The sequence below is a fragment of the Nonomuraea sp. NPDC054003 genome (assembly GCF_055585125.1).
On sequence record NZ_JBVJKR010000033.1, the window covers coordinates 1 to 22,066 of the forward strand.

Genomic DNA, 22,066 nt, shown 5'->3' on the forward strand with positions numbered 1-22,066 from the left:
AACCGGGCGGTGAACTGCTTGCCGTTGTCGGTCAGCAGCTCATCGGGGATGCCGTAGCGGCTCAGAGCGTCGGCCAGGGCCAGGCAGACGGCCCGGCCGGTGGGGCGGGCCACCACGGTGGCGGCGACGCAGTAACGGGAATGGCCGTCGACCCCGGTGACGATCTTGCACTCGGTGCCGTCGGCCAGCATGATCCCGCCGACGATGTCCATCTGCCATAACTGCATCGGCCCCGAGCGTTGCCAGCGCGTGTAGTCCTCCCGTCGCCGGCCTCGGGGGGTGACCTGCACCAGCCCGTGGCGCACCAGCACCCGGTGCACCGTCGCTCTCGACGGCACCGGCCCGGGGCAGCCGCGGCGGGTCAGTTCCCACACCAGCCGGCGGGCTCCCCAGCGGGGATGGTTACGCCGCAGCTCGCAGATCAGCGCCTCCACCGCGGCCGGTGTCCGGGCCGGCGAGGACCGCGGACGCGAGGAGCGGTCCGACAGCCCGGCCAGCCCCTGATCGCGGTATCGGCCCAGCCATCGATGAACGGCCTGACGGGAGACTCCGAATCGGCGGGCGACCTCGGTGACACTCGCCCCTGACAGCACCTGCAGCACGGCTTGATACCGCTGCTCGACCACGCTCAACTCCACCAGCACTCAGCGAAGTGTCACGCATGTCCTGAGCACGATGTGTCACGAACGTCATGAGACCCGACACCGCAACGGCTCAACTGGATGAGAACTTTCTCCACGGTTTCAAGGCCGCCCGCCTGCGGCGGCCGGCGCGCGTCGGGCGGTCGCTGGCCGCGCTGCGGCTCTCCGGCCGGTCGCAGCCAGCGCCGATCGACGCGCAAGCAGCCGAGGCGATGGTGGATCGGTAATCGCCAGACGGGACTACAACGGCGGCTCGTGCACTCGCAGCTAGAACTATCGTTGCGGTGAGTGACGTCGCAATCGCATCCCGCAATTCGGACATATCATTCATCGCTTCACACTTCAAGCTTTATCCGGTAAGTTCATGTAGGATTCGGGGGTCGTAACCTTGCCAGACATGCAGCAGGGAGACGAGATGCGCGACGAGATTGCACGGGCGATTAGCGAGAAAGACGTTCGCCGCGCCCTAAAGTACCTCTTCGAGCGCGAACGAACGCCAGTCCTGCGCCTTGGCCGTAAGACCGAGACGGATCTCTGGGACTTCAAAATCGATTGCCCGGAGCTCGGGAAAAAGAACGAGAATGCCTGGGCTCATATAGCGGCCGACGTATTGGCTTTTCATAACAATCGAGGAGGTTTGATTCTCTTTGGCATAGATGACAAAAGTTTTTCGTATGTTGGCGCTACCCGCATACTCGATAGCAAGAAATTCAACGACCAGGTACGGAAATATCTCGGCGACCAATTTTGGGTTGAATACTATCGAGACTTTATTAGTGATGATCAGCGTCATTTGGGCATTGCGCTAATACCTCCTCGCGGCCCTGTTCCGGTACGTTTCAAGGCGAGTGCTCCCACTGTTGAAGGCAAGAGGCTCTTTGAACGGGATGGATCCGCAATACGCGAGGGGGACAGCACAAAGCGACTAGATCCGATTGCGGCGGATAAATTTGTCCGCTCCGTCGCTGTGCCGACTTATGATCAAAAGTATGCGATAGATGAGCCGTTCTTTCGAATCCTGGCACCCGAATACGGATCGTTCTTGGATCGAGGGAAGCTGGGCGAAATCATAGAGAAGTCAATGCGAGACCCAAGAGTCGCAGTAACCTCGCTAATCGGTGTGGGCGGTTTGGGAAAAACGGCTCTCGCAACATGGGCTACATTGCGAGCTTATGAGGAGGGTATCTTTCCTTTTATTGTGTCCACTACGGCAAAGGATCGAGAGCTAAGCTCTGTGGGTATACTCGGCCTACAGGCAACCCTCACAAGCTACGAGGATCTACTCGGTCAGATAGCGGATATTCTGGGATTTCCAGAGCTTCGTGATCTTCCTATCGAAGAACGTGAGAGGGAAGTGCGTGGACTTCTTGAGGACACGCCGGGGTTGCTTTACGTCGACAACCTGGAAACGGTTGATGACAAGCGTCTAATAAAGTTCCTCGACGACTTGCCGCTCGGTGTTCGCGCTCTTGTGACTTCACGACGTAACAGTGTCCGGACGGCTTCCCGGCCGATAGACATTCCCCCATTGCGCGATAAAGAGATCGTCGACTTCATAAAGCTCCTCAGTAGAGAACCGAATCATGGATATCTTCGCGCGCTCAACGATGGCGAGGCAAAGCGCGTGGGGGCTGCATGGGACGGCATCCCGCTAGCCATCCGTTGGGGTACGGCCCGCAGCAGGAGTGTCGCTGAGCTTCTTGCCCAGACTGAAGTTCAAATTGGAGACAGACAGCATGGAGAGCAACTGCTGGAGTTTTCCTTCCGTCGTATCTTCGATAACCTGTCTCAAGCAGAACGTGCTGTACTAGAAACACTCTCGGTGCTCGAGCGCCCAATCCCCACAGAGGCTGTTGTGGCAGGGACGGGTCTCCCTGACGCGCAAATTTTGGATGCCATCGAAGATCTCGTTGGAGACGCGATAGTCTTCCGGGTTTTCGATGTCGATCGCAACGATTACTGCTTCACTACCTTGCCTATTACTCGCGTGTTCACTAGGCGAGATATGGCTAAAAGAACAAATGCTGCGCGAAACGCGCAACGGCGGCTATCGGACTGGTTTGAGGCTACGGACGTCTCGGATAGCGACGAGCGACTTCTAGTCCGCGAATTGCGGCAAGGTCGGACTACTGACGATACTGCTCTAATCGATTTGGCCAACGCTGCCGAAAAGCGCGGAGATTTGGATACGGCAGAAAGGCTCTACAAGCAAGCTCTCTCTCGCAACCCGAGAAGCTGGCGTGCGGCACGAGACACCGCTGAATTCTATCGGCATAAGCGCTCGGATCGCCTCGAAGCCCTGAGACTATACAGAGTAGCCGGGGCGAATGCGCCATCCCGAGGGATAGACCGGGCACGAATATTCCGAGAATGGGGAATTTTGTTGCGAGACTCCGGAGATCCGGAGGCGGCTAAAGAGGCTGAGGAGAAATTGGAGGTTGCTCACGCAGAGAACAAGCAAGATGCTATAGCGCGTCATGCGCTGGCGGTTATGTATAATAGGCGTGGAGCATATCGGTTGGTGATTGACCTGTTGGAGTCGATCAGAAATACAAAGAATCCCAGAACTAGGCAAGCCAGCCTGCCGCTACTGCTCAAGGCGTATGAGAAGTCGCATGAAATACTTAAGGCGGCTGAACTGAGACGCGAACTAAGCCTTTAGTCGGATTGTCGGTTATCTATTATGTTCACCGCGCAATCTGGGTGCTCGGAGTTGCGAGCAAGCTGCCGCGCCGCTTCCGGTGCTCGGGCCTGGCGGCCCTGTGCTCCGGGTCGGCTTGCCACCGGATACGCGGGTTGCTGTGGTCTGCTGTACAGCAGGGAAGTACAGCAACGCCGCCGTACGCGACCTGATCGTCCCGTACGGCGTCACACGGTTGAGCAGCAGCGCTGGCTCTCGACCACGGCCCTCCGCTTGACTCGTAATGAGGTGGTCACCGTCGGTGCCTCGTGTCGGCGAGTCTCCCGTAACCACAAATATGCGCACTGATCAGCCTCATGACCAGTCCTCCGCCGCCAATGGCGCCTCGTTGAGCTCGTCGCGGCGAGCTTGCCAGTCGGGCATGAACTTGTCCATCAGCGCAACGAAGCGCTCGTTGTGAGTGCGCTCCATGAAGTGGACCATCTCGTGGACAACGATGTACTCCAGGCAGCGAGGGTTCTTTTTGACCAGTTCGGGGTTGATCCAGATTGCCCGTGTGGCGGTTTGGCACGTACCCCACTTGGTCTTCATACGGCGGACGACGAACTTGGCGACATGCTCGTCGATGATCGGCTCCCACTTGGCGATGAGCTTGGGCAGCGTAGCCTTGAGCTCGTGTCGGTACCAGCGGTCAAGGATCGCGCGTTTGGCATCGCAATCGGCGCCGGCCGGGGCGGTCAACCAGAGGGTCTTGCCCTTGAGCTCGATGTGCGAGCGACCAACGCGTGACGAGTCGAGACGGTAGCGCTCGCCCCATACGTAGTGGGTTTCACCGGAGACCATGCGGCGATCGGTCTGGCGGTCGGCGTCCTGGAGCTGCTGGCGCTGCTTCTTGATCCACGGCAGCCGCTGGATGATGGCGAGACGAATCGCGTCCTCGTCCAGCCTCTGCGGGGCAGCAACACGAACCTGGCCCACCGGTGGGTAGACCGAGATGTGCAGGTTCTTGATGTCCTTGTAGACGACATCAACGCCGAAGCCAGCGACAGTGAGGTGGGCGTTAGCGGTACTCATTTCGCGCCTTTAGCAGGTCGAACAGTTCATCGAAGCGATCGAAGTCAGGCGGCAGCACTTTGTGCAGCTCGCGGGCAAGAGCACGCTCCTTCATACGGTTGCCGACCCAATCGTGCTCCTTTGCGTGACGTACAGCCTCATCAACTAGTACCGCCAGGTTCGGGTCTAGGAAGTTGAAGTCGACCAATGCCCGCTGCGCTCCATCCTTAACCCATTCCGGATATTTGATGTCCGAATCTCCGGTTCCAACCTTTTTGGCTATATCGAGGAGCCGAACGAGGTACTCCTTGTAGTCCGTGGCTTCCTTGCGACGCTGTTCAATCAGAGCGTCGAGGAGTTCCGACATGCGGTCGTAGTACTTCGGGTTCATCGCCCGCTCGTCAACAATCGTCTTGCGGACGTTGTTGACTATGGTCTCGGCTGCGGCCTCAGGACTCTTGCGGATGTTCGGAGGCAGGGCGTTGAGAGCACCCTCGCCTCGCTCGACGATCAGCTCGACTAAGCCCTTGTCTAAGGTCGCCATGACCTCAGACGGGTCGGCTTGGATGAAGGTATCGAGAAGGGCACGCATGCCAGCCTCGAACTTCTTCATATCGATGTTCTCACGAGCACCCAGCTTGACCTCGTCGCGAACCGCCACGTAGTGGGTGACTTCCGCCTTGATCGATAATGCTTCGGCTGCCGTGTAGCCAGCCTCTACCATCTCGTTGGCAATGGCGCTGTAGGCACGGACCAGAGCCGAAACGGACTTGTAGAGCTCGACACGCTTCGGCTCATTGGCCTTGATCTGAGCGGCGTCACCCGGCACAGAGGCCACGAAGTAGTGCTGGTACTCCAGCGTTCCCTTCGGTGGTGCGACGGGCTCTACGAGGGCACGAATCCTCTCCAGTGCCTCGTCGAGGTCCTTGCGGCCCTGCTCTACGCGGTCTTTGAGAAGACCTTCGACATCTCTCTCTTCGTAGCCGTCGAGGGCGCCCGAGGTGTAGTCAGTGATGGCGTTCTCAAGCGAGTTGAACAGGTCGCGGTAGTCGATGATGTAGCCATAGGTCTTGTCGTCGCCGTCGAGGCGGTTGACGCGACAGATGGCCTGGAAGAGCTTGTGGTCGCGCATCTTCTTGTCGATGTACAGATAGGTGGCGCTCGGAGCATCAAAGCCGGTCAGCAGCTTGTCGACCACGATGAGCAAGCGCATCTGGCCCGGCTCCTCGACGAAGCGACGTTTGACCTCCTTCTCGAACTCCTCGATCCGGGCCACGCCCTCGTCCTCACTCACGCCGAAGAAGTCGGCCAACATCTTGCGGTAGATGTCGTACTGACGGAACTTCTCGGTAGCGCCCTCGCCCGAGTCCTCCTTGGAGATGTCGCCCGGGTTCGGTACGTAGCTCGTGACAATGGCGACCTTGTCCTTGAAACCGGCATTGACGAACATCTCGTAGAATCTGCACGCCTGGTAGATGCTCTCGCCGACGAGCATGGCGTTGCCCCGGCCGCTCACAAGGCGCGGCTCGGTCTCCATGTCGAGCAGGATGTCCTGGACGATGTGCTTGGCCCGGGGCTCAGCAGACACGACCTTCTGCATCGTGCCCCACTTCTTCTTGAGCGTGGCCTTGCTGAGGTCGGTAAGACCCTTGGTCTTGGCCTCGAACCACTTGTCGACCTTCTCGGGGCTAGTCAGGTCCTGGTCGATATTGCGGGCTTCGTAGCGCAGGTCAACCACGACGCCGTCGTCGACCGCTTCGTCGAACTTGTAGGTGTGAATGAACGATCCGAAGGTCTCGATGCTGGTCGCCTTGTCAGCCTTGAGCAGCGGCGTACCGGTGAAACCAATGAACATCGCGCCAGGCAGCAGTTCCTTCATGGCTCGATGCATCTTGCCCGACTGAGTACGGTGCGCCTCGTCGACGAAGATGAACAGATTTCCCTTGGGCGCGAAGTTGGCCGGAAGGCGCGCGTGCAGTTCGGAGATGAATTCCTCGCCAGCCTCGTCGAGGTCTTTGTCGTCATCGCCACCGCGGAACTTGTGGACAAGCGAACAGATCAGCCACGGGTCGTGCTTGTTGATCTGAGTGAGCAGATCCGCGCCCGAGGTGGTGCGGTAGATCTGTTCGTTGACCCCACCGAAGACCTTCTCGATTTGCTCGTCGAGTTCGGTACGGTCGGTGATGATCAGGACACGGGGCTGGTCCTGCTGGTGCTCACGAATCCACTTGGCCAGCCACACCATGGTCAGGCTCTTGCCCGAGCCCTGGGTGTGCCAGATGATGCCACCCTCGCGCTTGGCGATGCGGGCCTGAGCGGCTTTGACTCCGAAGAACTGGTTGTGACGCGCAGTCTTTTTGACCCCAGCATCGAAGACCATAAAGTCGTGAATAAGCTCAAGGAAGCGGTCCTTCGAGCACATCTGTGCGATCGCCTGGTCTAGCCGGCCAGATACGCCCGCACCGACCGAGGTGCCCTCGGGTTCCTTCCACTCCAGCCAATACTTCTCGGGCGTCTCGATAACGCCGTAACGCAAGCCCTCGACGTCATTGCCCGCGAACACGAGCTGAACGGTAGAAAAAAACGGCCGGATGAAATGCTCGCTCTGATTGCCGATGTTCTGGCGAATGCCCTCGCTGACACTCACCCTCGAGCGCTTGAATTCGATGACGCCCAAGGCCAGACCGTTGACGTAGATCACGACATCGGGGCGCTTGTTGTGCACTCCTGCGATCGAGACCTCTTCCGCCACGACGAAGTGGTTGGCCTGAGGGTTGCCCCAGTCGATGAGCCAAACGGTCTCGAACTGCTCGCCGACGCCACGCTTGACCTTCACGCCGTAGCGCAGCAGGTCATAGACCTCATGGTTCGCCTCATACAGCGAACGCGCACCACCGACCGATGCGGCCTTGCGCAGCTCATTGACGGCTTTGCCAACGATCTCCTCGTTGTAACCACGAGCGAGCAGGGTCTGGCGAAGCAGAGCCTCCTCGATGTTCGAATTGTTGGCACGATCCTCCCAGTCGCCGGCGTACTCATAAGCGAGCTTCTCCTGGAAGAACTTGACGACGCGGTTCTGCGTCGCGCGCTCTAGTTGTCCTACGTCGCTCATACTGCGCCCTCCGGTATCAGGCGAGTCCGCCCGGTTAGAAGCTCCTGCATCATGCCCTGCTTGATCGCGCCAATGGCCTCGAGGCGGCGTTCGAGGGCTTCAACCTCAGCGTCAGCGTCAGCGAGAGCGCGAGCAATAGCCCGTTGCTCCTCAATAGGAGGCAGGATAACGTTGTATTTACTCACGGATGCCTGACTGATTCCAAAGAACGTGGTACCCGACTTGTTCTCTTCGATATGTGCCTTAAAGCGCGGCGATGCAAGCTGATAATAGAGAAATCGCGGATCGTAAGCCTTGTTCTTTGGCCGAAACAGCAGTAGGTGTGAGTTCAGCGTGGCCTTGCCCGGACTAGGAATATGGTCGACATAGAGCAACTTGCCGATCGTTCCATCCTTCGTCATCAGTACATCGCCGGGACGCAACTGAATCTCTGGTGCGATCTCGTAGCGCTCCTCAGAGACGTGGTACACCTCAGACCACCTAATCGCACCATCCTTGAAATTCATTCCGGTGATCAGGAACGGCTCACCTGCATTGTTGGTAAACTCAGTCTGTTTCAGCCCCTGCCAGCCAATGCGCCCCTTGAGTGTGCTTACGCTAGACAATGTCGCTTCTCGCCACTCACCGGAGAAGCCAGCTAGGCGAGTACGGCCAGTAAGGAGCTCCTGCATCAAGCCCTGCTTGATCGCGCGTTTCTTTGCGATCAGTCGCTTCAACCCTTCGACCATGTCAACGGCCGCATCGAGCGCGTCAGCGATCCGACGCTGCTCAGCCAGTGGAGGAACTACCGTTTCCAGGTTCCCCACTGCCGTCAAATTCATGCCTGCTTTGGCACCCTGATCCGTCGCACCGATGAACCTGCGCTGCGGACTCCAGCTCGCCAAATAGTAAGCAACGAATCTGCTATCGGCAAGCGCGGGATCCAGACGCACGCGCGCAATGTGCTGGTTGATATATGCAGGTTCTGGGAAATCCTGGCCGATATGCCCAACAATGCCGATATCTGCCGTGATCGAGATTAGGATATCTTGCCGCTTCAAGCGAGTTCGGCGAGCCTCCGCTTCTTCTGGATCGATTCGCACATAGCGGCAGTCGGAGAGGTCGGGTCGGATGCTACTCCTACGGAGGTTCGTAATTCGCACGAACAAGTCACCCTGATCCGCGTAGTACCTTGCCCAACCACGTGATCCGCTCGTGACTCGCCCACCAAGCTCGGCAAGAGTCTTCACTGGCCAATTGGCGGCACCCGTCATCCATGGACTCCCATCGCAGCCAGGTGCTCGGTCACCTTCACGCTGAGCTTCTCGACCTCAGTATCGAGGTCGCTGATGGTCTCTGCGTAGCGGTGAGCGAGCAAAGTCAGGCGGTCTACGAGTTTACGAATTAGAACGTCTAGCTCGGCCTGGGCTCCACGCACGAAGCGGGCTCCCCACTTGTCGTCGATGACGAGACTTTGGATGTCGTCGGTGCTCAGCTTGGCGTACTGCTTGAGCGTCGCCTCGTCAAGCTTGGCCTGGGCTTCCTTGGCGGCCTTCTTGGCTTCGGCCTCGGCGTTGTACAGCACGATGAGCTCCTGGAGTGCCTTGACCTCATCACTCTTCGGGTCCTCGTACCTGGCAATCTTCAGACGATCGGCAACCAGCTTCTTGCTGATTTTGTCGTCGTCCATGGCGTCAGCAAGCAAGCTTTCTTCGCCCGAGTTTTCTTCGATGAAGTCCTCGACGGCCTGGCCAGCCTGCTCGCTGAGGGCGTTCAGCTCGTCGACCTCGGCCTGTTCGCTGGCGAAGTAGCGCGCCACGATTAGGTTCGGCGGAATCAGGTCCATCTTGTACTTCTTGGCGCTGCGACCACTACCGATGACGAGGTCCGGCGTCTCGTTGAGCTTGCGCTCCTTGTTCTCGATGGTCGCGCGTGGCTTGGCGGCGTCGTACCAGCCCTCGGCCATGATCAGGGCGACGTCGTCATGCATCACATCGTTCCAGTAGCTCATGAGCTGCTCATACACGCCGTACTCGTCGATGAGCGGGCGCTTACGGAAGGCGTCCAGCAGGCTTTCGCCAAGATCGAAAATCAGGTGTGCTGGACGAGTGGTGGCCCTGATGCCCTCAAGCAGCTGGCGCTGGGTGTTCCACCAGCGCTTGACCGTGTCGGTCGTGGTCGAGGCAAATGCCTCATACTCGGGCGAGCCGTTGACCGTGCTCTGGATCTCGGTGCGATCGACGGCCAGCTCGCTATAGCCATCGCGCAGTGGCTTGAACAGCTCGGTACGCAGGCCCGGAAAGGCTTCCCAGTACGGCTGCAGGGCGTCGAGGTCGCGGTTCGGCACACCGCCCTTGATGTGGGCGTTAAGGTCCTGGATGTCCTCGGGCTCTGAACTGTCGATGTAGCGTGGAATGTTGAGGTTGTAGTCGTTCTTGCTGTCGGCAATCTCGCTCAAAGGGACCATTCGGCTGAAGCGCTGGATCTCCTTCTGGTTCACGAAGGCGTCGATGATCTGGTGCATGTCGCGTGGACGCAGGCGGTTCTTCGGGCCATCCTTGGCGTAGCCCTTACTAGCGTCGATCATGAAGACGCCGGTGCGAGCCTGAGCGTCGTACTTGTCGAGCACGATGATGCAGGCCGGGATTCCAGTGCCATAGAACAGGTTTGCCGGAAGACCGATGATCCCCTTGATGTAGCCTTTCTTGATCAGAGTCTTGCGGATTGTCGCCTCGACGTTTCCGCGGAAAAGTACACCATGCGGCAAGATCACCGCGCCACGGCCGGTCGACTTGAGGCTCTTGATCATGTGCAGTAGAAAGGCGTAGTCGCCGTTCTTCTCGGGCGGGCGACCATAGCCGTCGAAGCGTCCGTATTCGTTCTCCAGCCCACTCGTCCAGCTCTTGACGCTGAACGGAGGATTAGCGACTAGGAAGTCGAAGGTACGCAGCTCGTCGTTCCGAATAAACTGCGGATTGGTCAGGGTATCGCCCTGGCGGATCAGTGCCGTTGCGTTGCCATGCAGAATCATGTTCATAACGGCTAGCGCCCGAGTGGCGTTGTCCTTCTCCTGGCCGTAGATCGTCAGGTTATTTGGCGCAGCATCAGCCACCTTGAGCAGCAACGAACCGGACCCGCACGTGGGGTCGTAAACGGTCGTCGAGCGTGGCGCGTCCTTTGGGATTTGCAGGAGCGCCGCCATCACACGCGAGACCTCAGCTGGCGTATAGAACTGGCCCTTGCTCTTGCCCGACTCTGTGGCGAAGTGCCGCATCAGGTACTCGTAGGCGTCGCCGAGCAAATCGTCGCCCTCGGCCCGTGAGCCCGTGAAGTCGAGATTTTGGAAGATTCCGACCAGCTTGGTCAGGCGATCAACGAGCTCCTTACCACGACCAAGCTTGTCAGGGTCGTCGAAGTCAGCGTTGTTGATGATGCCCTGCAGGTCGTTGGCGTCTGCCAGCTTGCGGATGGCGACGTTGATTTTCTCGCCAATGTCCGGCTTGCCCTTGAGCTCGACGAGGTCATCGAACGAACCACCCTCAGGCACCTCTATGCTCGCGTACGGGTCAGCCTTGGCCTTGTCCGACACATATTTCACGAAGAGCAGCGTCAAGACGTAGTCCTTGTACTGGCTCGCGTCCATGCCGCCGCGGAGCTCGTCAGCACCAGCCCACAGCGAGCTGTATAGGTCCGACTTCTTCAGTGCCAACGCCACTACTCCAAGCTCTCGTGCGCGGCCCGGGTGCGCCGCCCTGCGTGCTGTGCCTTGAGTTGGCTTATTGTAGTGCGCGCCATCGTGGCCGTGGATCTCGTTGAGCGCGTCTCGTAAGTCGCCGGCGGAGCCCTCTGCGCCAGCTCAAGTGAGACAAAAGGGGACTAAGATCCATAACTGACACGAGCAGGGCGAGAACGGGTACGACGTGTAGCGACCATGACCAGCCACGATCTTCAATACGGAGACAGCCCGCCGCGGGGCAACCGGCCCAAAGCATCGGCACTTCTCCACCGAGTACAAGCTGCGGATCGTCGCGGAGTATGAGGCCGTTTCCCGAGGGCGAAAGGGCCGGGTGCTGCGCTGGGAAGGCCTCTACAGCACCAGCATAGACGGGTCTCAGGGGACATGTACGGGATGATCTTCTAGATGGCGCGGGTGATACCAGGCGTCTGCCCAGCTCAGAGTGCATGTGCCGACCTTGTAGGTACCACTCTCCTAAAGCGGGTGCCGCAGGTTCGAATCCTGCCGGGGGCACTCTCTTCGACCAGGGTTTTCACCCGTTGACCTGCGGTTTCTCAGCCGCAGGTCTTTGCGTTCCTGATCCTTCATGGCCGCCGAAAGCACCCGTATGCAGCTGTAGGACCTTGTTGATTCCGTCGCCCCTCTCAATTCTTTCGGGGGCGCCGCCCCAGGCGTTCGACCAGATGCCGAGCACGACGCAGGCCAGGAACCCTGCGGCCAGCACAAGTCTGGCCCGACGGTCCGAGCCGTTCAATGTCGATCTCGTCGGCGACGCCGGAGTCACGGACCGCCTCCATCGGAGATCGGCACTGGCATCGACGGGGTGGACTCGCTTCCGAAGCGACATGCCGTACGGAGGTCGTCGGCGCGCACGCACAGGTGACCGAACAGCCCGCCCGGCACCGATACCGGTCTCCGTGTTCACATCGACGGAATCCCTGCGCGATCCACGCACATGGGGCCAGAATGACGGGCATGGAAACAAGATCTCATTAGAGGGGGTCTCATCTGGCGGCCGGAAGATCAGCAGCTACCGGCACTCATGGACCAGGTCGTCGCCGCCCTGGCTGTGGGCCTAGTGCTCGACGTACGCCGCTTGCTGTGCGACGTACCCGCGACGGAAGGCTTCGCAGCTTGATCAATTCGAAACGGGGAGTGGGCGCATGGCGGATGGCGCCGGCGAAAATATAGACGAAAGCAAAAACGATGTCCTGGATGTGATCTGGATGATCCTAGGGGCCATCGTCGGGGTGGTCCTTGTGACAAAATACGTGCAATACGCCCGACTTGCCCATGGGGAGAAAGTGTCGGCTGAGCAGGGCATATTCGCTTTGGGGCTATTTGTGGCTCCTTGCATTCTTTCCACTCGGATCGCAGAGATCTTTCGCATCGAAGCACTGCGAGGGAGAATGTCTTGGGGGACATATTGGACCGTGTTGTCTGGCATGGCGGCGTCCATATTCACGTTCTTGGGCGTCACAGGCATCGATGACATTGTTCAAGTACTGGAGTACTGGTCCTCGCTGCCGAAGGGATCACCGTGAACCCGGCCGGGATGGGCTGCGACCGACCTAGAAGGGGACGCATTTAATCCGTCGCCGAGCACGGAACCACTTCCGCCTGTGGCGGAGCCCTGTGGCCGGAGGCTCCGGCCGCCAGAAAGTCGATGGGGATGGACGGATTCGAACCGTCACCGCCGCCCCATTTCGCCCCGGAGGCCAAGCCGAGGGTGCTCGGGGGAAGAGTGCTGCTGCCTCACCTCACCCCCAGGGTTCTGCTGACTGCACGCCTGAGTGCTCACAGGCTTCCCAGGAAGCAATGAGTGCCGTAGCAGCGGCAGCTCGCGCTCCACTCCACTGCACAGCCGTGCGGCCTTCGCTCCCGGCCCACGTGATCGGCCGCACTTCCAAGATCACGATCATGTTGAACCGGATGCGGGCCGGTGCAGGTGTCGGGACGCTGCCCTGTGTCGATCACGGAGCTGTTGGCGGTCGTATTTCCGCATCTTGCCGCCGTTCGTGTCGAGCGGGTGCATCGGATAGGCGTGACCGTGCAGGTGAAGGCCGCGACGACGGAGCCGAAGGGTGAATGTCCTGCCTGCGGATGGGAGTCGGTGCGGGTTCACAGCCGTTATGAGCGGCGCCTGCCGGATCTGCCGGTGGCCGGGCAGGAGGTGCTGGGTCAGGTACAGGTCCGTCGCTTCTTCTGCGACAACACCGCCTGGGCCAAGCGCACCTTCGCCGAGCAGGTTCCCGGCCGGGATGGTCACCGACCGGCCGAAAGGCACGCAATCACGCCGAGGAACCTCAACCTCTGTACCGCGATCCATGTACGTGAAGGCGCCTACAGACATTTGTGTCCCAGAGCGAATCCCGAGGCTCTTCGCCTGAAATGCGAGCACAGCATCCGCCTTTCGATGAAAACCTCCGACCCTAATCACTCCACGTAATACGTCAATGACGGCAGAAACCGCCTGACACATCACTTGGAGCGACTCGCCAACAAGCTTGATAACTCACCGCCCACGCTCTGTCGCACACTGTTGATGTCGAACGGCCCTGACCTGGGCATTCACGGATCCGTCGATGCTTACCAGTTGGACGACACTTGCAACTGACTGCAGAAAAACATGCCGCCCGTGCCATTCAGTTCCAAGACAGTTTCAAGTCGCCGTACCTATACCTGAAGCCGGTCAGACATCGGGGCGACCTGTCGATATCTGCGGTGGGCCGGGGATTAACGCCGACGCCCGCCCCGCTTATCGTCCGGCGGCTTCGCCAAGGGATGACGCATGTGGGGGTACGGCATGGACGGGCGCAAGGCGCGTGAAGACGAGATCGACGTCGATCGGCACGTGCTGGAGGACATCGCCAGAGCGGCCTTGGCGCGAGCGGACCTGGCGGCGGTGGACGGTGAGGAGGGCGCCGCCACTTGGGAGTTCCGTAGTCGCCGACCGTGGATGTACGTGACGCCGGACGGCGTAGCACGCCGGGCGCAGGGCTGGAAACTGCATGTCTCGGCGACGCCGCTGTCGGCTCCCGTGGTGCTCGCCCGCGTGGTGGAGGTGCTGGCGCGGCGCCGCTGTCCCTTCAAGTTCGCGGCGACGCTGGCCGAACTGTCCAATCTGGTGTCCAGGGAGCAGGACCGCGGGGCGGTGGGCAAGTTCGTCACCGTCTATCCGCCCGACGACCGGGCGGCGACCGCGATCGCCGAGGAACTGCACGAGGCCACCATGGGCCTGCCCGGGCCGCGCATCCTGTCCGATCGGGTCTACAAGCCGGGCAGCCTGGTCCACTACCGCTACGGGGTGTTCTCGGCGCCTCTCGTGCTGGACAACGACGGCTCCTACGCCTCCCGGCTGACGGCTCCCGACGGCACGCTGGTGACCGACAAGCGCAACCCCTGGTACTCACCACCGCCGTGGGCGTCCTGCCCCTTCGAGTCGGGCGGGACTCCGGTCCGGTCGGCCGCGCCGGAGGCCGTGCTGCTCGCCGACCGGTTCGTGGTGCGCCAGGCCGTCCGGCACAGCGCCAAGGGCGGGGTGTTCCTGGCCGAGGACCGTGACACCGGCGGGAACGTGATCGTCAAGCAGGCCCGGCCGCACATGGGCGCCAAAATGAGCGGGCGCGACGAGCGCGACAACTTACGTCACGAGTGGCGGATGCTCGGCCTGTTCGGGCCGCTGGGCATCACCGCGCGCAGGGTGGCGCTCTTCGACAAGGACGACAGCCTGTTCCTGGTGCAGGAGCGCGTCGAGGGGACCGTGCTCACCGCCTGGGCGGGCGAGCGCCGGCGCGAGACAGTGCTGCGCCTGGTGAGGCGGCTCGTCGACCTGGTCGCAACGGTGCACGAGCAGGGCTACATCGTGCGCGATCTGACCCCGAACAACGTCATCGTCACCGAGGACGGCGACGTCCGGCTGATCGACCTGGAGACCGCGGCGATGCCCGGCGTTCCGGTCGGGCGGGCCCGCACCCGTGGGTACGCTCCCCCGGAGCAGGAGCGGGCCCCCGCCCATGGGCCCTGCCCCGGCGTCGAAGTGGACCTGTACGCGCTGGGCGCGACCGTGTTCTACCTGGTGACCGCATGCCAGCCGATGTTCGCGCCCGACGAGGGAGAGCAGGCCAGATCGTGGGACTCCCGAGTCCGTACGCTGGTCGAGGTGGCCGTCTCAGGCGATCCCCTGGCCACTGAGCTGGCTCCCATGATCCTGGGTCTGATGGCGGAGGATCCTGCCCGGCGGTGGGATCTCGCCAGGGTCCGCGCATTCCTGTCCGATCTGGGTCCGCGGTCGCCCGCCGTGGCGGGAGGGCGTCACCGGCTCGGCACCGCCGAGCAGGACCGGTTGCTGCACGACGGACTGGCGTACACCTGGCGCAGCATGTCCGCAGAGCCCCCGCACGGCGGGACAGGGCCGGAAGCGCGGCTGTGGCCCGTCGGCGCCGGGTACGGCGTCAGCGCCGATCCCTGGGGCGTCCAATACGGTGCGGCCGGCGTGCTCCACCTGATGGCCTCCGTGGTAGGGCCCCATGCCGCGAGCCTGCCGCAGGAGCTGCGCGTCCCGCTGACGACGGGGCTGCGCGACGGCGCCGGATGGATGATCAGCCGTCTCGCGGGTGAGCATCGCCCGTCACCGGGGCTGTATTTCGGCCGGGCGGGCATGGCCTGGGCCCTGTACGAGGCGGGCAGGGCGCTCGACGACCACGATGTGCGCTCGGCGGGTCTCGGCCTCGCGCTCGAACTGCCGGTCAGCTGGCCGAACCCCGACATCTGCCATGGCCTGGCCGGGACGGGGATGGCGCTGTTGCACCTGTGCAGCGCCACCGGTGACACGAGGCTCCGCGACCGGGCGAGCGGATGCGCCGACGAACTGCTCAAGGTCGCCCAACGTACTCCCGACACGGTGCTGTGGCCCATCCCGCGCGATTTCGACTCCGCGCTGGCGGGGGTGGTGCACTACGGGTTCGCCCACGGCGTCGCCGGGATCGGCGCGTACCTGCTGGCGGCCGGCGTCGCGCTCGGACGCGAGGACTGCCTGGAAACGGCCGCCTTGGCCGGTCGTACCCTGATGGACGCGGCAGACCACCAGGGCGCGGCCGCCTTGTGGGCGGAGGGCCCGCGCGGCGGGGCGAAGCTGACCCACTGGTGCAACGGGTCCTCGGGGATCGGGACGTTCCTGGTACGCCTGCACGCGGCCACCGGTGACCGGCGCGCGCTGGAGGTGGCGCGGGCCGCGGCCGTCGCCGTGCACGGCCACCGGCTGCGCTCCGGCACCGCTGCCTGTCACGGACTGGCCGGGGACGGGCAGTTCCTGCTGGACATGGCGGATCTTACCGGCGAGCCGGTCTACCGTGAGCAGGCCGGGGAGCTGGCGAGCATGGTGTGGGCGCGCGCCACGATGCGCGACGGGCTGCTCGTGGTGCCCGACGAGAACGGCCTTGAGGTGACGTTCGGCTGGAACACCGGGCTGGCCGGCGTGCTCGCCTTCCTGTGGCGGCTGCGCCACGGTGGGCCCCGCCCGTGGATGGCCGACGCCGCGATCGGTACGGCCTCCGCTCGCGAGGTGTTCGCGGCCGCCTCCGGGAGGGCGTCATGACCCCTATGCCCGCGGAGCTCAGACGGATCAACTTCCGGTTCTCCGCCACCGGGGAGTACGCCGCCTGCCTGGCCGCCCATGGCCGCACCCGGCTCATGCCGGAGTTGTGGGACCTCACCGGCCCCGTGCCACGGCCGCGCCTGCTGCCCACCAGGGACGGCGAGGACTCCTGGACCTTCCCGCTGCCCGCAGGGGACGTCGGTGTGCTGCTCTGCCGCCACGGCAAGCAGTCCGCGCGGCTGCTGCTCGCCGTCCCCGGGACGGACGGCGCGCCGGCCGAAGAGCACGAACTGTTCGCCTCGCGCGGCCCGGGGCTCGGGCTCGTCGGTGGCATCGCGCCGGGCACCGCCGCCCTGCTGTTCGAGAACGGCGAAGGCCGCCGTACCAAGGTGTGGCGGGTGTCAGGGCATGCCGAACCTCCTGAGCCGGTCGCCGAGCTGGCCGGCGCGGCCGGTGGCGGAGTCTGGCTCGACGCGGACGGTCGGCGTCTCGCGCTGGCCCGTCCCGAGCCGGGGGCAGGTGGCGCGTTCGTCCTCGACCTCGTCACCGGTCTCCCGGCGCCGCTCGAAGGAGTGGCGGACGGCGAACACCTGCTCATGGCCGCACCTCGTACCGGAGTGCTTCTCACCGCGGCACGGCGGGACGGCGCGTTCCGTCTCGGCGTACGGCACCGCGACGACCCGGCGCCGACGGTGTTCCCCGAGCGGCTGAACACCATCGAGGGCAGCGTCACCCCCTTGGCCCTGGATCCCGGCGGACGGTGCCTGGCCCTGTCGGTCACCCGCCGGAGCCGCTCCCACCTGCTGCTGCACGATCTCGTGGCGGACACCACCGTCGAGGCGGAGCTGCCGGCCGGGACCTTGCAGCCCACGGCCCGCTGGACCACCGGCGGACTGCACCTGCTGCACACCACGCCAGACCGCCCGCTCAGCGTGGTCACCCTGCCCGATCCGCTCCGGTCCCGGGTACGGGCAAGCGCCGAGGAGCAGCCGGGACGCTGGACATCCGCGCGAACGGTGGACTATCCAGGGCCGGTCGAGGCCATCGTGTACGGCGATCCGGTGGCGAGCGAGCGGGTGGTCCTGGCGTTGCACGGTGGCCCGGAGGCCGCCTGGCACTTCGGTTTCGAGCCGTTGTTCCAGCGGATGGCCGCGGCGGGCATGGCGGTGGTCGCGCCCAATCAGCGAGGGAGCACCGGCTACGGCGCCGCGCACCGCGACGCCATCCGCGGCGCGTGGGGCGGCCCGGACCTCGCGGACATCCTTCATCTCGGGCGCACGCTGGCCGACGCCCGTGGCCAAGGCCGGCGGCGGCCCATGCTGTACGGCATCAGCTACGGCGCCTACCTGGCTCTGCTCGCCGTCGCCGCGGAGCCGGACCTGTGGGCCAGAGCCGCCGTCATCGCCCCCTTCCTGTCCGGCGGGGAGCTGTACCGGGACGGGCCGCCCAGCGTACGCGCGCTGCTCGACCGCCTCGGCGGCCGGGTGGAGCTCGACGACGAGCTCGGCCCGCGCGACCTGGCCCGGCTGGCGGATCGCATGCGGCTGCCGATCATGATCGTGCACGGTGAGCAGGACCCGGTCATCCCGGTCGCCCACTCCCGGCGGCTGCACAGCCGGCTGCTGGCGGCCGCCCACCCGGTGGCACCGGTCTACCTGGAGATCCCCGGAGCCGGCCACGACCCGCTGGTCTCCAGCGAGGGACACCTGGTCGCCGACCGTCTCATCGACTTCCTGAGCGAAAGAGCCACTCGAATCCTGCACCAGGGCACGTCCGTGCCCGCCTAGCAGGCCCACAGGCTCCGGCCTCGTCGTTGTGACGAGGCCGGTGGACAGGCCGTCTCGAAACGAGCGGCACAACGGTTAGGGAAAGGAAACACGATGGAGCTCAACATCGACGCCCTGGACATGCTGCCCGCCGACCAGGAGTCGGAGCTGTACCCCTGTGTCATGACGTGGCTCTGCGACTGGACCTGCTACGCCACCTTCACCTCCTGACGACGCGGCGGTCGTGACCAGCGTGCTCGGCCCTGATCGGGGCTGAGCACCGGAGGTGGTCCCGTTCCCGGGACGTTCGTCGTCCCGGGAACGGGACCACCGTTCATCGAACCCTGAGAAACGCCGCGTCAGGCGACGAGGAAAGGACCATGCCATGAGCACCCCACAGGGGCCCAGCGACGTCATCTGGGACATCACGTACGCCTGCCCGCTGCGCTGCGTGCACTGCTACTCCGAGTCCGGCAGACGCCCGGCCCGGCAGCTGAACCGGGACGAGATGCTCAGGGCCGCCGACGCGATCGTGTCTCTGCGCCCGCAGGCGGTGGAGTTCGCCGGTGGCGAGCCGCTGTTGGTCAGAGACCTCCTGGAGGTCGCCGAGCGGATCAGCGGAGCGGGGGTGGCGGTCAACCTCTACACCGGCGGATGGACCTTCGACCGACGGTGGGCCGAAGAGGCGTCCCAGGTCTTCTCCCGGATCACCGTGAGCGTCGACGGGGCGAGCGCCGGGGTGCACGACCGGATCCGCGGACGGGCCGGTTCGTTCGAGCGGGCGATGCGCACGCTGGCCATCCTGGACGACGTCTCCGGGGAGCGCGGTGCCGACCCGGTCGAGTTCGGGGTCGACTACGCGGTTGTGCGGTCCAACCTCGATGAGCTGGAGGAGTTCTGCCGCGCGGTCGCGCCCCGGTTCCCTCACCTGCGCTTCCTCACCTTCGCCGCCGCGGTGCCGTCCGGTCTCGCGAGCAGGAAGGAGTTCGCCGAAAACGAGCTGCTGGACTTCGGCCAACTGCGCACGCTGGTGAGCCGCGAGCACGTCGAAGGGCTGCGTTCCCTGGCGCCCCGCTCGGTGCAGCTCATGACGTCGAACAACATGATCTTGATGATGCACCCGGACCTCGTGCAGCGGCACGGCTTCCCCATGCTGCAGGTGGAGCCGGACGGCGAGGTACGCGCGATGCCGATCTACGAGGGCACCGTCGGCAACCTCCTCACCGAGGACGCCGGCACACTGTGGGAGCGCGTCAAGGAAAGATGGAGCGACCCGTTCGTCGTGGAGGCCCTGTCGGCGGTCCGCTCGATGGAGGACTGGGCCGAGGCGACCCGGCGCATCGACTACCACTTCGGCACGGACGAGGTCCGCCGGCGCATCGACCGCCGCCCGCTGTACACCTTGGACGACCGGACGAGTGGCCGAAGGCACATCGCGTCAATGGCCGGCCCTGCCTCTGGCCACCAGCTTTGAACGGCCAATAGCTCCACAGCCACCGGCGTTCTGGGTGATTCTGTGCCCTTTCGAGCACGAGGGCCTCATATGGCCCGCTGGACCCGCTAATCGACTTCGGACGGGAGAAGGGTTTTCAACCGGAGGCGTTCACAGGCTTTTGGTTCTGATTGATACTCACAGAATTGTGGACCACCAGCGCAATAACCCACAGATGTGGCCGAACATCCGCGAATGTACGACTCCCTTGTCGGCAGAACGCGGTTGGCATATGTGTGGGACATCGTCTGCTGGAGGAGACCTTGCCACCCAACCGATGGCCGACCGGCACCTTCATGCACCGTCTGACGGACGAGCTGCGCGCGGAGCTTCTTGAGCTCGGGACCTTGCGTACGGTCCCGCCCGGGCACGTGCTGATCAGGCAGGGAGATCGCGGCACATCGATCTGGATCCTCCTGGACGCGCTGGTCAAGGTGACCGCTGGTGTCGAGAACGGCGTGGAGGCGACTCTGGCAATCCGTGTTTCGGGTGACATCGTGGGTGACATGGCCGCCATGGACGGGTCGCTACGGTCGGCAACCGTGACCACCTGCGGGCGCGCGGTGTGCCAACACGTCAAGGGCCCGGTGTTCCGCTCGTTCGTGAGTCGGCGCCCGGCCGTGGCATTGGCGCTGACGCAAGTCGTGGCCGAGCGGCTACGTTGGGCCAATCAGCGGCGCCTCGACTTCGCGGGGTACGAGACGAAGATATGCCTGGCCCGCGTACTGATCGCGTTGGTCTCGAGGCACGGCCGCGCGACGGATGACGGCGTGAGCATCGGCGTCCCGCTCACAAGAGCCGAGCTGGGCATGTTGGTGGGCGCCAAGGAGATCACGACGCAGAAGGCCCTGCGCGAATTGGCCGCGGAAGGAGTCATCCGGCGAGGGCATCGCGACGTGGTGGTGAAGGACCTGGAGAGGCTGACCACGCTCGCCGACCTCCCATTCCTCGCCAAGCCATATTTCTAAGGCTTCTCCCACCGGGCCGTGCCTCACCGTTGAGCCCACCCGCTCATTGGAGATGCCATGGTCACACACGATTACCGTGTCCTGCTCACAGGCGACATCGAGAACTACGGCGGCCGCACCGACGCTCAGCAGCGAACCCTCCAGTCAGGCCTCATCAGCGCCATCGAGACAGCGGCGGACAGCGTTCAGCTGGACCATCAGTCATGGTGCCGTCAAGTTGCCGGTGATTCGATGACCGCCGTCCTTCCCGCCGAGCCTGGTCCTCTCATCACGATTCCGCTCCTGCTTGACCAGTTCCTGACCGAGCTGGACATGGCGATCGCAGCGCACAACAGCCGGCGCGCCGATCCCACCTGGGCTCGGATGCGGCTACGGCTGGCCGTTCACGTCGGGCCGCTGCAGTTGGACGGCGCGGCTGGATGGCCTGGGCAACATGCGGTGCAGCCTGCGAGGTTGCGTGATTCGGCGCCGATACGGGCCGCACTCGACACGTTCCGCGACGCCGACCTTGCGCTGATCATCTCGCGCGAGGTGTTCCGCGACTACGTGTCACAGGGACCAGGACGGCCGAGGCCATCGGAGTTCCTGGAGGTCGCCGTAGCGGAGAAGAGACAGAAATATCCGGCCTACCTGTACGTGCCGCACTTCGACGTTCATGACATGGAGATTCCGGAGCCCAAGCCGTCCCGAAAGGAGGCTCCGTCACAGCCGCCGCCGCGGAGCGGGTCGATCACGAACCAGGTCGAAAGAGGCGACATTCTCTTCGCGCAAGGGGACCTCAACATCACTCATTATTCGAAACGGAGGAAGAAATGAGCGACTCCCCACCTGAGAAGTCGAATTCCGAGACCACGCCACCGGATGAACCCCAGGTCGAGGACACATCACCTGAGGAGGAAGACGAAAAATTCGACGAACCGGACAGGCGGTCAATCCGTCATGAAATGACCGTCTCCCGGCAGGAGTGGCAGGAACGCCGGCAGAGCTTGGGTTAGCGTCCACGGGAGTGGTGTACGGGTTTGAACCCGTTCGTCACCTTGGCGCCCGTAAGGGAAGATCGATGTGACATGAGGGCGGCCACT

The 22,066-nt window shown here is 63.2% G+C and carries 15 protein-coding genes and 1 tRNA gene; 11 read left to right on the top strand and 5 right to left on the bottom strand.

The window, feature by feature from the left end:
• Positions 1-632: helix-turn-helix domain-containing protein (locus tag ACZ6YG_RS44235; RefSeq protein ID WP_466021331.1), on the bottom strand; the 632-nt coding region annotated here is incomplete at its 3' end.
• A 59-nt stretch (positions 633-691) separates the two neighbouring features.
• On the opposite strand from ACZ6YG_RS44235, the gene ACZ6YG_RS44240 reads away from it, so the two are divergent.
• Complete coding sequence (locus ACZ6YG_RS44240; RefSeq protein ID WP_466021320.1) at positions 692-868, top strand: hypothetical protein; 177 nt, start codon at positions 692-694, stop codon at positions 866-868.
• Positions 869-1,056: 188 nt separating this feature from the next.
• A complete protein-coding gene (locus ACZ6YG_RS44245; protein WP_466021321.1) occupies positions 1,057-3,303 on the top strand; it encodes an RNA-binding domain-containing protein in 2,247 nt (748 codons plus the stop codon).
• A gap of 333 nt (positions 3,304-3,636) precedes the next feature.
• On the opposite strand, the gene ACZ6YG_RS44250 is transcribed toward ACZ6YG_RS44245, so the two are convergent.
• The 4 genes from ACZ6YG_RS44250 to ACZ6YG_RS44265 all read right to left on the bottom strand — a co-directional run bounded on the left by ACZ6YG_RS44250 (position 3,637) and on the right by ACZ6YG_RS44265 (position 11,141).
• On the bottom strand, positions 3,637-4,356 hold the full coding sequence (locus ACZ6YG_RS44250) for a M48 family metallopeptidase (RefSeq protein WP_466021322.1): 720 nt from the start codon (positions 4,354-4,356) through the stop codon (positions 3,637-3,639).
• Complete coding sequence (locus ACZ6YG_RS44255; protein WP_466021323.1) at positions 4,343-7,447, bottom strand: type I restriction endonuclease subunit R; 3,105 nt, start codon at positions 7,445-7,447, stop codon at positions 4,343-4,345. The genes ACZ6YG_RS44250 and ACZ6YG_RS44255 overlap by 14 nt, the downstream gene beginning before the upstream one ends.
• Entirely contained in the window at positions 7,444-8,487 is a 1,044-nt protein-coding gene (locus ACZ6YG_RS44260) for a restriction endonuclease subunit S (RefSeq protein WP_466021324.1), read from the bottom strand. The genes ACZ6YG_RS44255 and ACZ6YG_RS44260 overlap by 4 nt, the downstream gene beginning before the upstream one ends.
• A 209-nt stretch (positions 8,488-8,696) precedes the next feature.
• Positions 8,697-11,141, bottom strand: a complete 2,445-nt coding sequence (locus ACZ6YG_RS44265; protein WP_466021325.1) for a type I restriction-modification system subunit M — start codon at positions 11,139-11,141, stop codon at positions 8,697-8,699.
• Positions 11,142-11,612: 471 nt separating this feature from the next.
• Between ACZ6YG_RS44265 and ACZ6YG_RS44270 the strand changes: the two genes are divergently transcribed.
• From ACZ6YG_RS44270 to ACZ6YG_RS44310, 9 genes are all read left to right on the top strand, one after another.
• Positions 11,613-11,675 (top strand) — tRNA-Arg (locus tag ACZ6YG_RS44270).
• 650 nt (positions 11,676-12,325) lie between these two features.
• Positions 12,326-12,706, top strand: coding sequence for a hypothetical protein (locus ACZ6YG_RS44275; RefSeq protein WP_466021326.1), 381 nt, complete (start codon positions 12,326-12,328; stop codon positions 12,704-12,706).
• 422 nt (positions 12,707-13,128) lie between these two features.
• Positions 13,129-13,611 carry a transposase family protein gene (locus ACZ6YG_RS44280; RefSeq protein ID WP_466021327.1) on the top strand — a complete coding sequence of 161 codons (483 nt, stop codon included), beginning with the start codon at positions 13,129-13,131 and terminating at the stop codon, positions 13,609-13,611.
• 342 nt (positions 13,612-13,953) lie between these two features.
• Complete coding sequence (gene lanL, locus ACZ6YG_RS44285) at positions 13,954-16,758, top strand: class IV lanthionine synthetase LanL (protein WP_466021328.1); 2,805 nt, start codon at positions 13,954-13,956, stop codon at positions 16,756-16,758.
• A complete protein-coding gene (locus tag ACZ6YG_RS44290) occupies positions 16,755-18,545 on the top strand; it encodes an alpha/beta hydrolase family protein (RefSeq protein WP_466021329.1) in 1,791 nt (596 codons plus the stop codon). The genes lanL and ACZ6YG_RS44290 overlap by 4 nt, the downstream gene beginning before the upstream one ends.
• 93 nt (positions 18,546-18,638) lie before the next feature.
• A complete protein-coding gene (locus tag ACZ6YG_RS44295; RefSeq protein WP_397199469.1) occupies positions 18,639-18,755 on the top strand; it encodes an ALQxL family class IV lanthipeptide in 117 nt (38 codons plus the stop codon).
• A 154-nt stretch (positions 18,756-18,909) separates the two neighbouring features.
• Positions 18,910-19,998 (top strand): radical SAM protein, encoded by a 1,089-nt coding sequence (locus ACZ6YG_RS44300; RefSeq protein ID WP_466021330.1) that lies wholly within the window; start codon positions 18,910-18,912, stop codon positions 19,996-19,998.
• A gap of 254 nt (positions 19,999-20,252) precedes the next feature.
• Positions 20,253-20,984 (top strand): Crp/Fnr family transcriptional regulator, encoded by a 732-nt coding sequence (locus tag ACZ6YG_RS44305; protein ID WP_261808281.1) that lies wholly within the window; start codon positions 20,253-20,255, stop codon positions 20,982-20,984.
• A 57-nt stretch (positions 20,985-21,041) separates the two neighbouring features.
• Positions 21,042-21,800, top strand: a complete 759-nt coding sequence (locus ACZ6YG_RS44310) for a hypothetical protein (protein WP_148028997.1) — start codon at positions 21,042-21,044, stop codon at positions 21,798-21,800.
• Positions 21,801-22,066 lie beyond the last annotated feature (266 nt).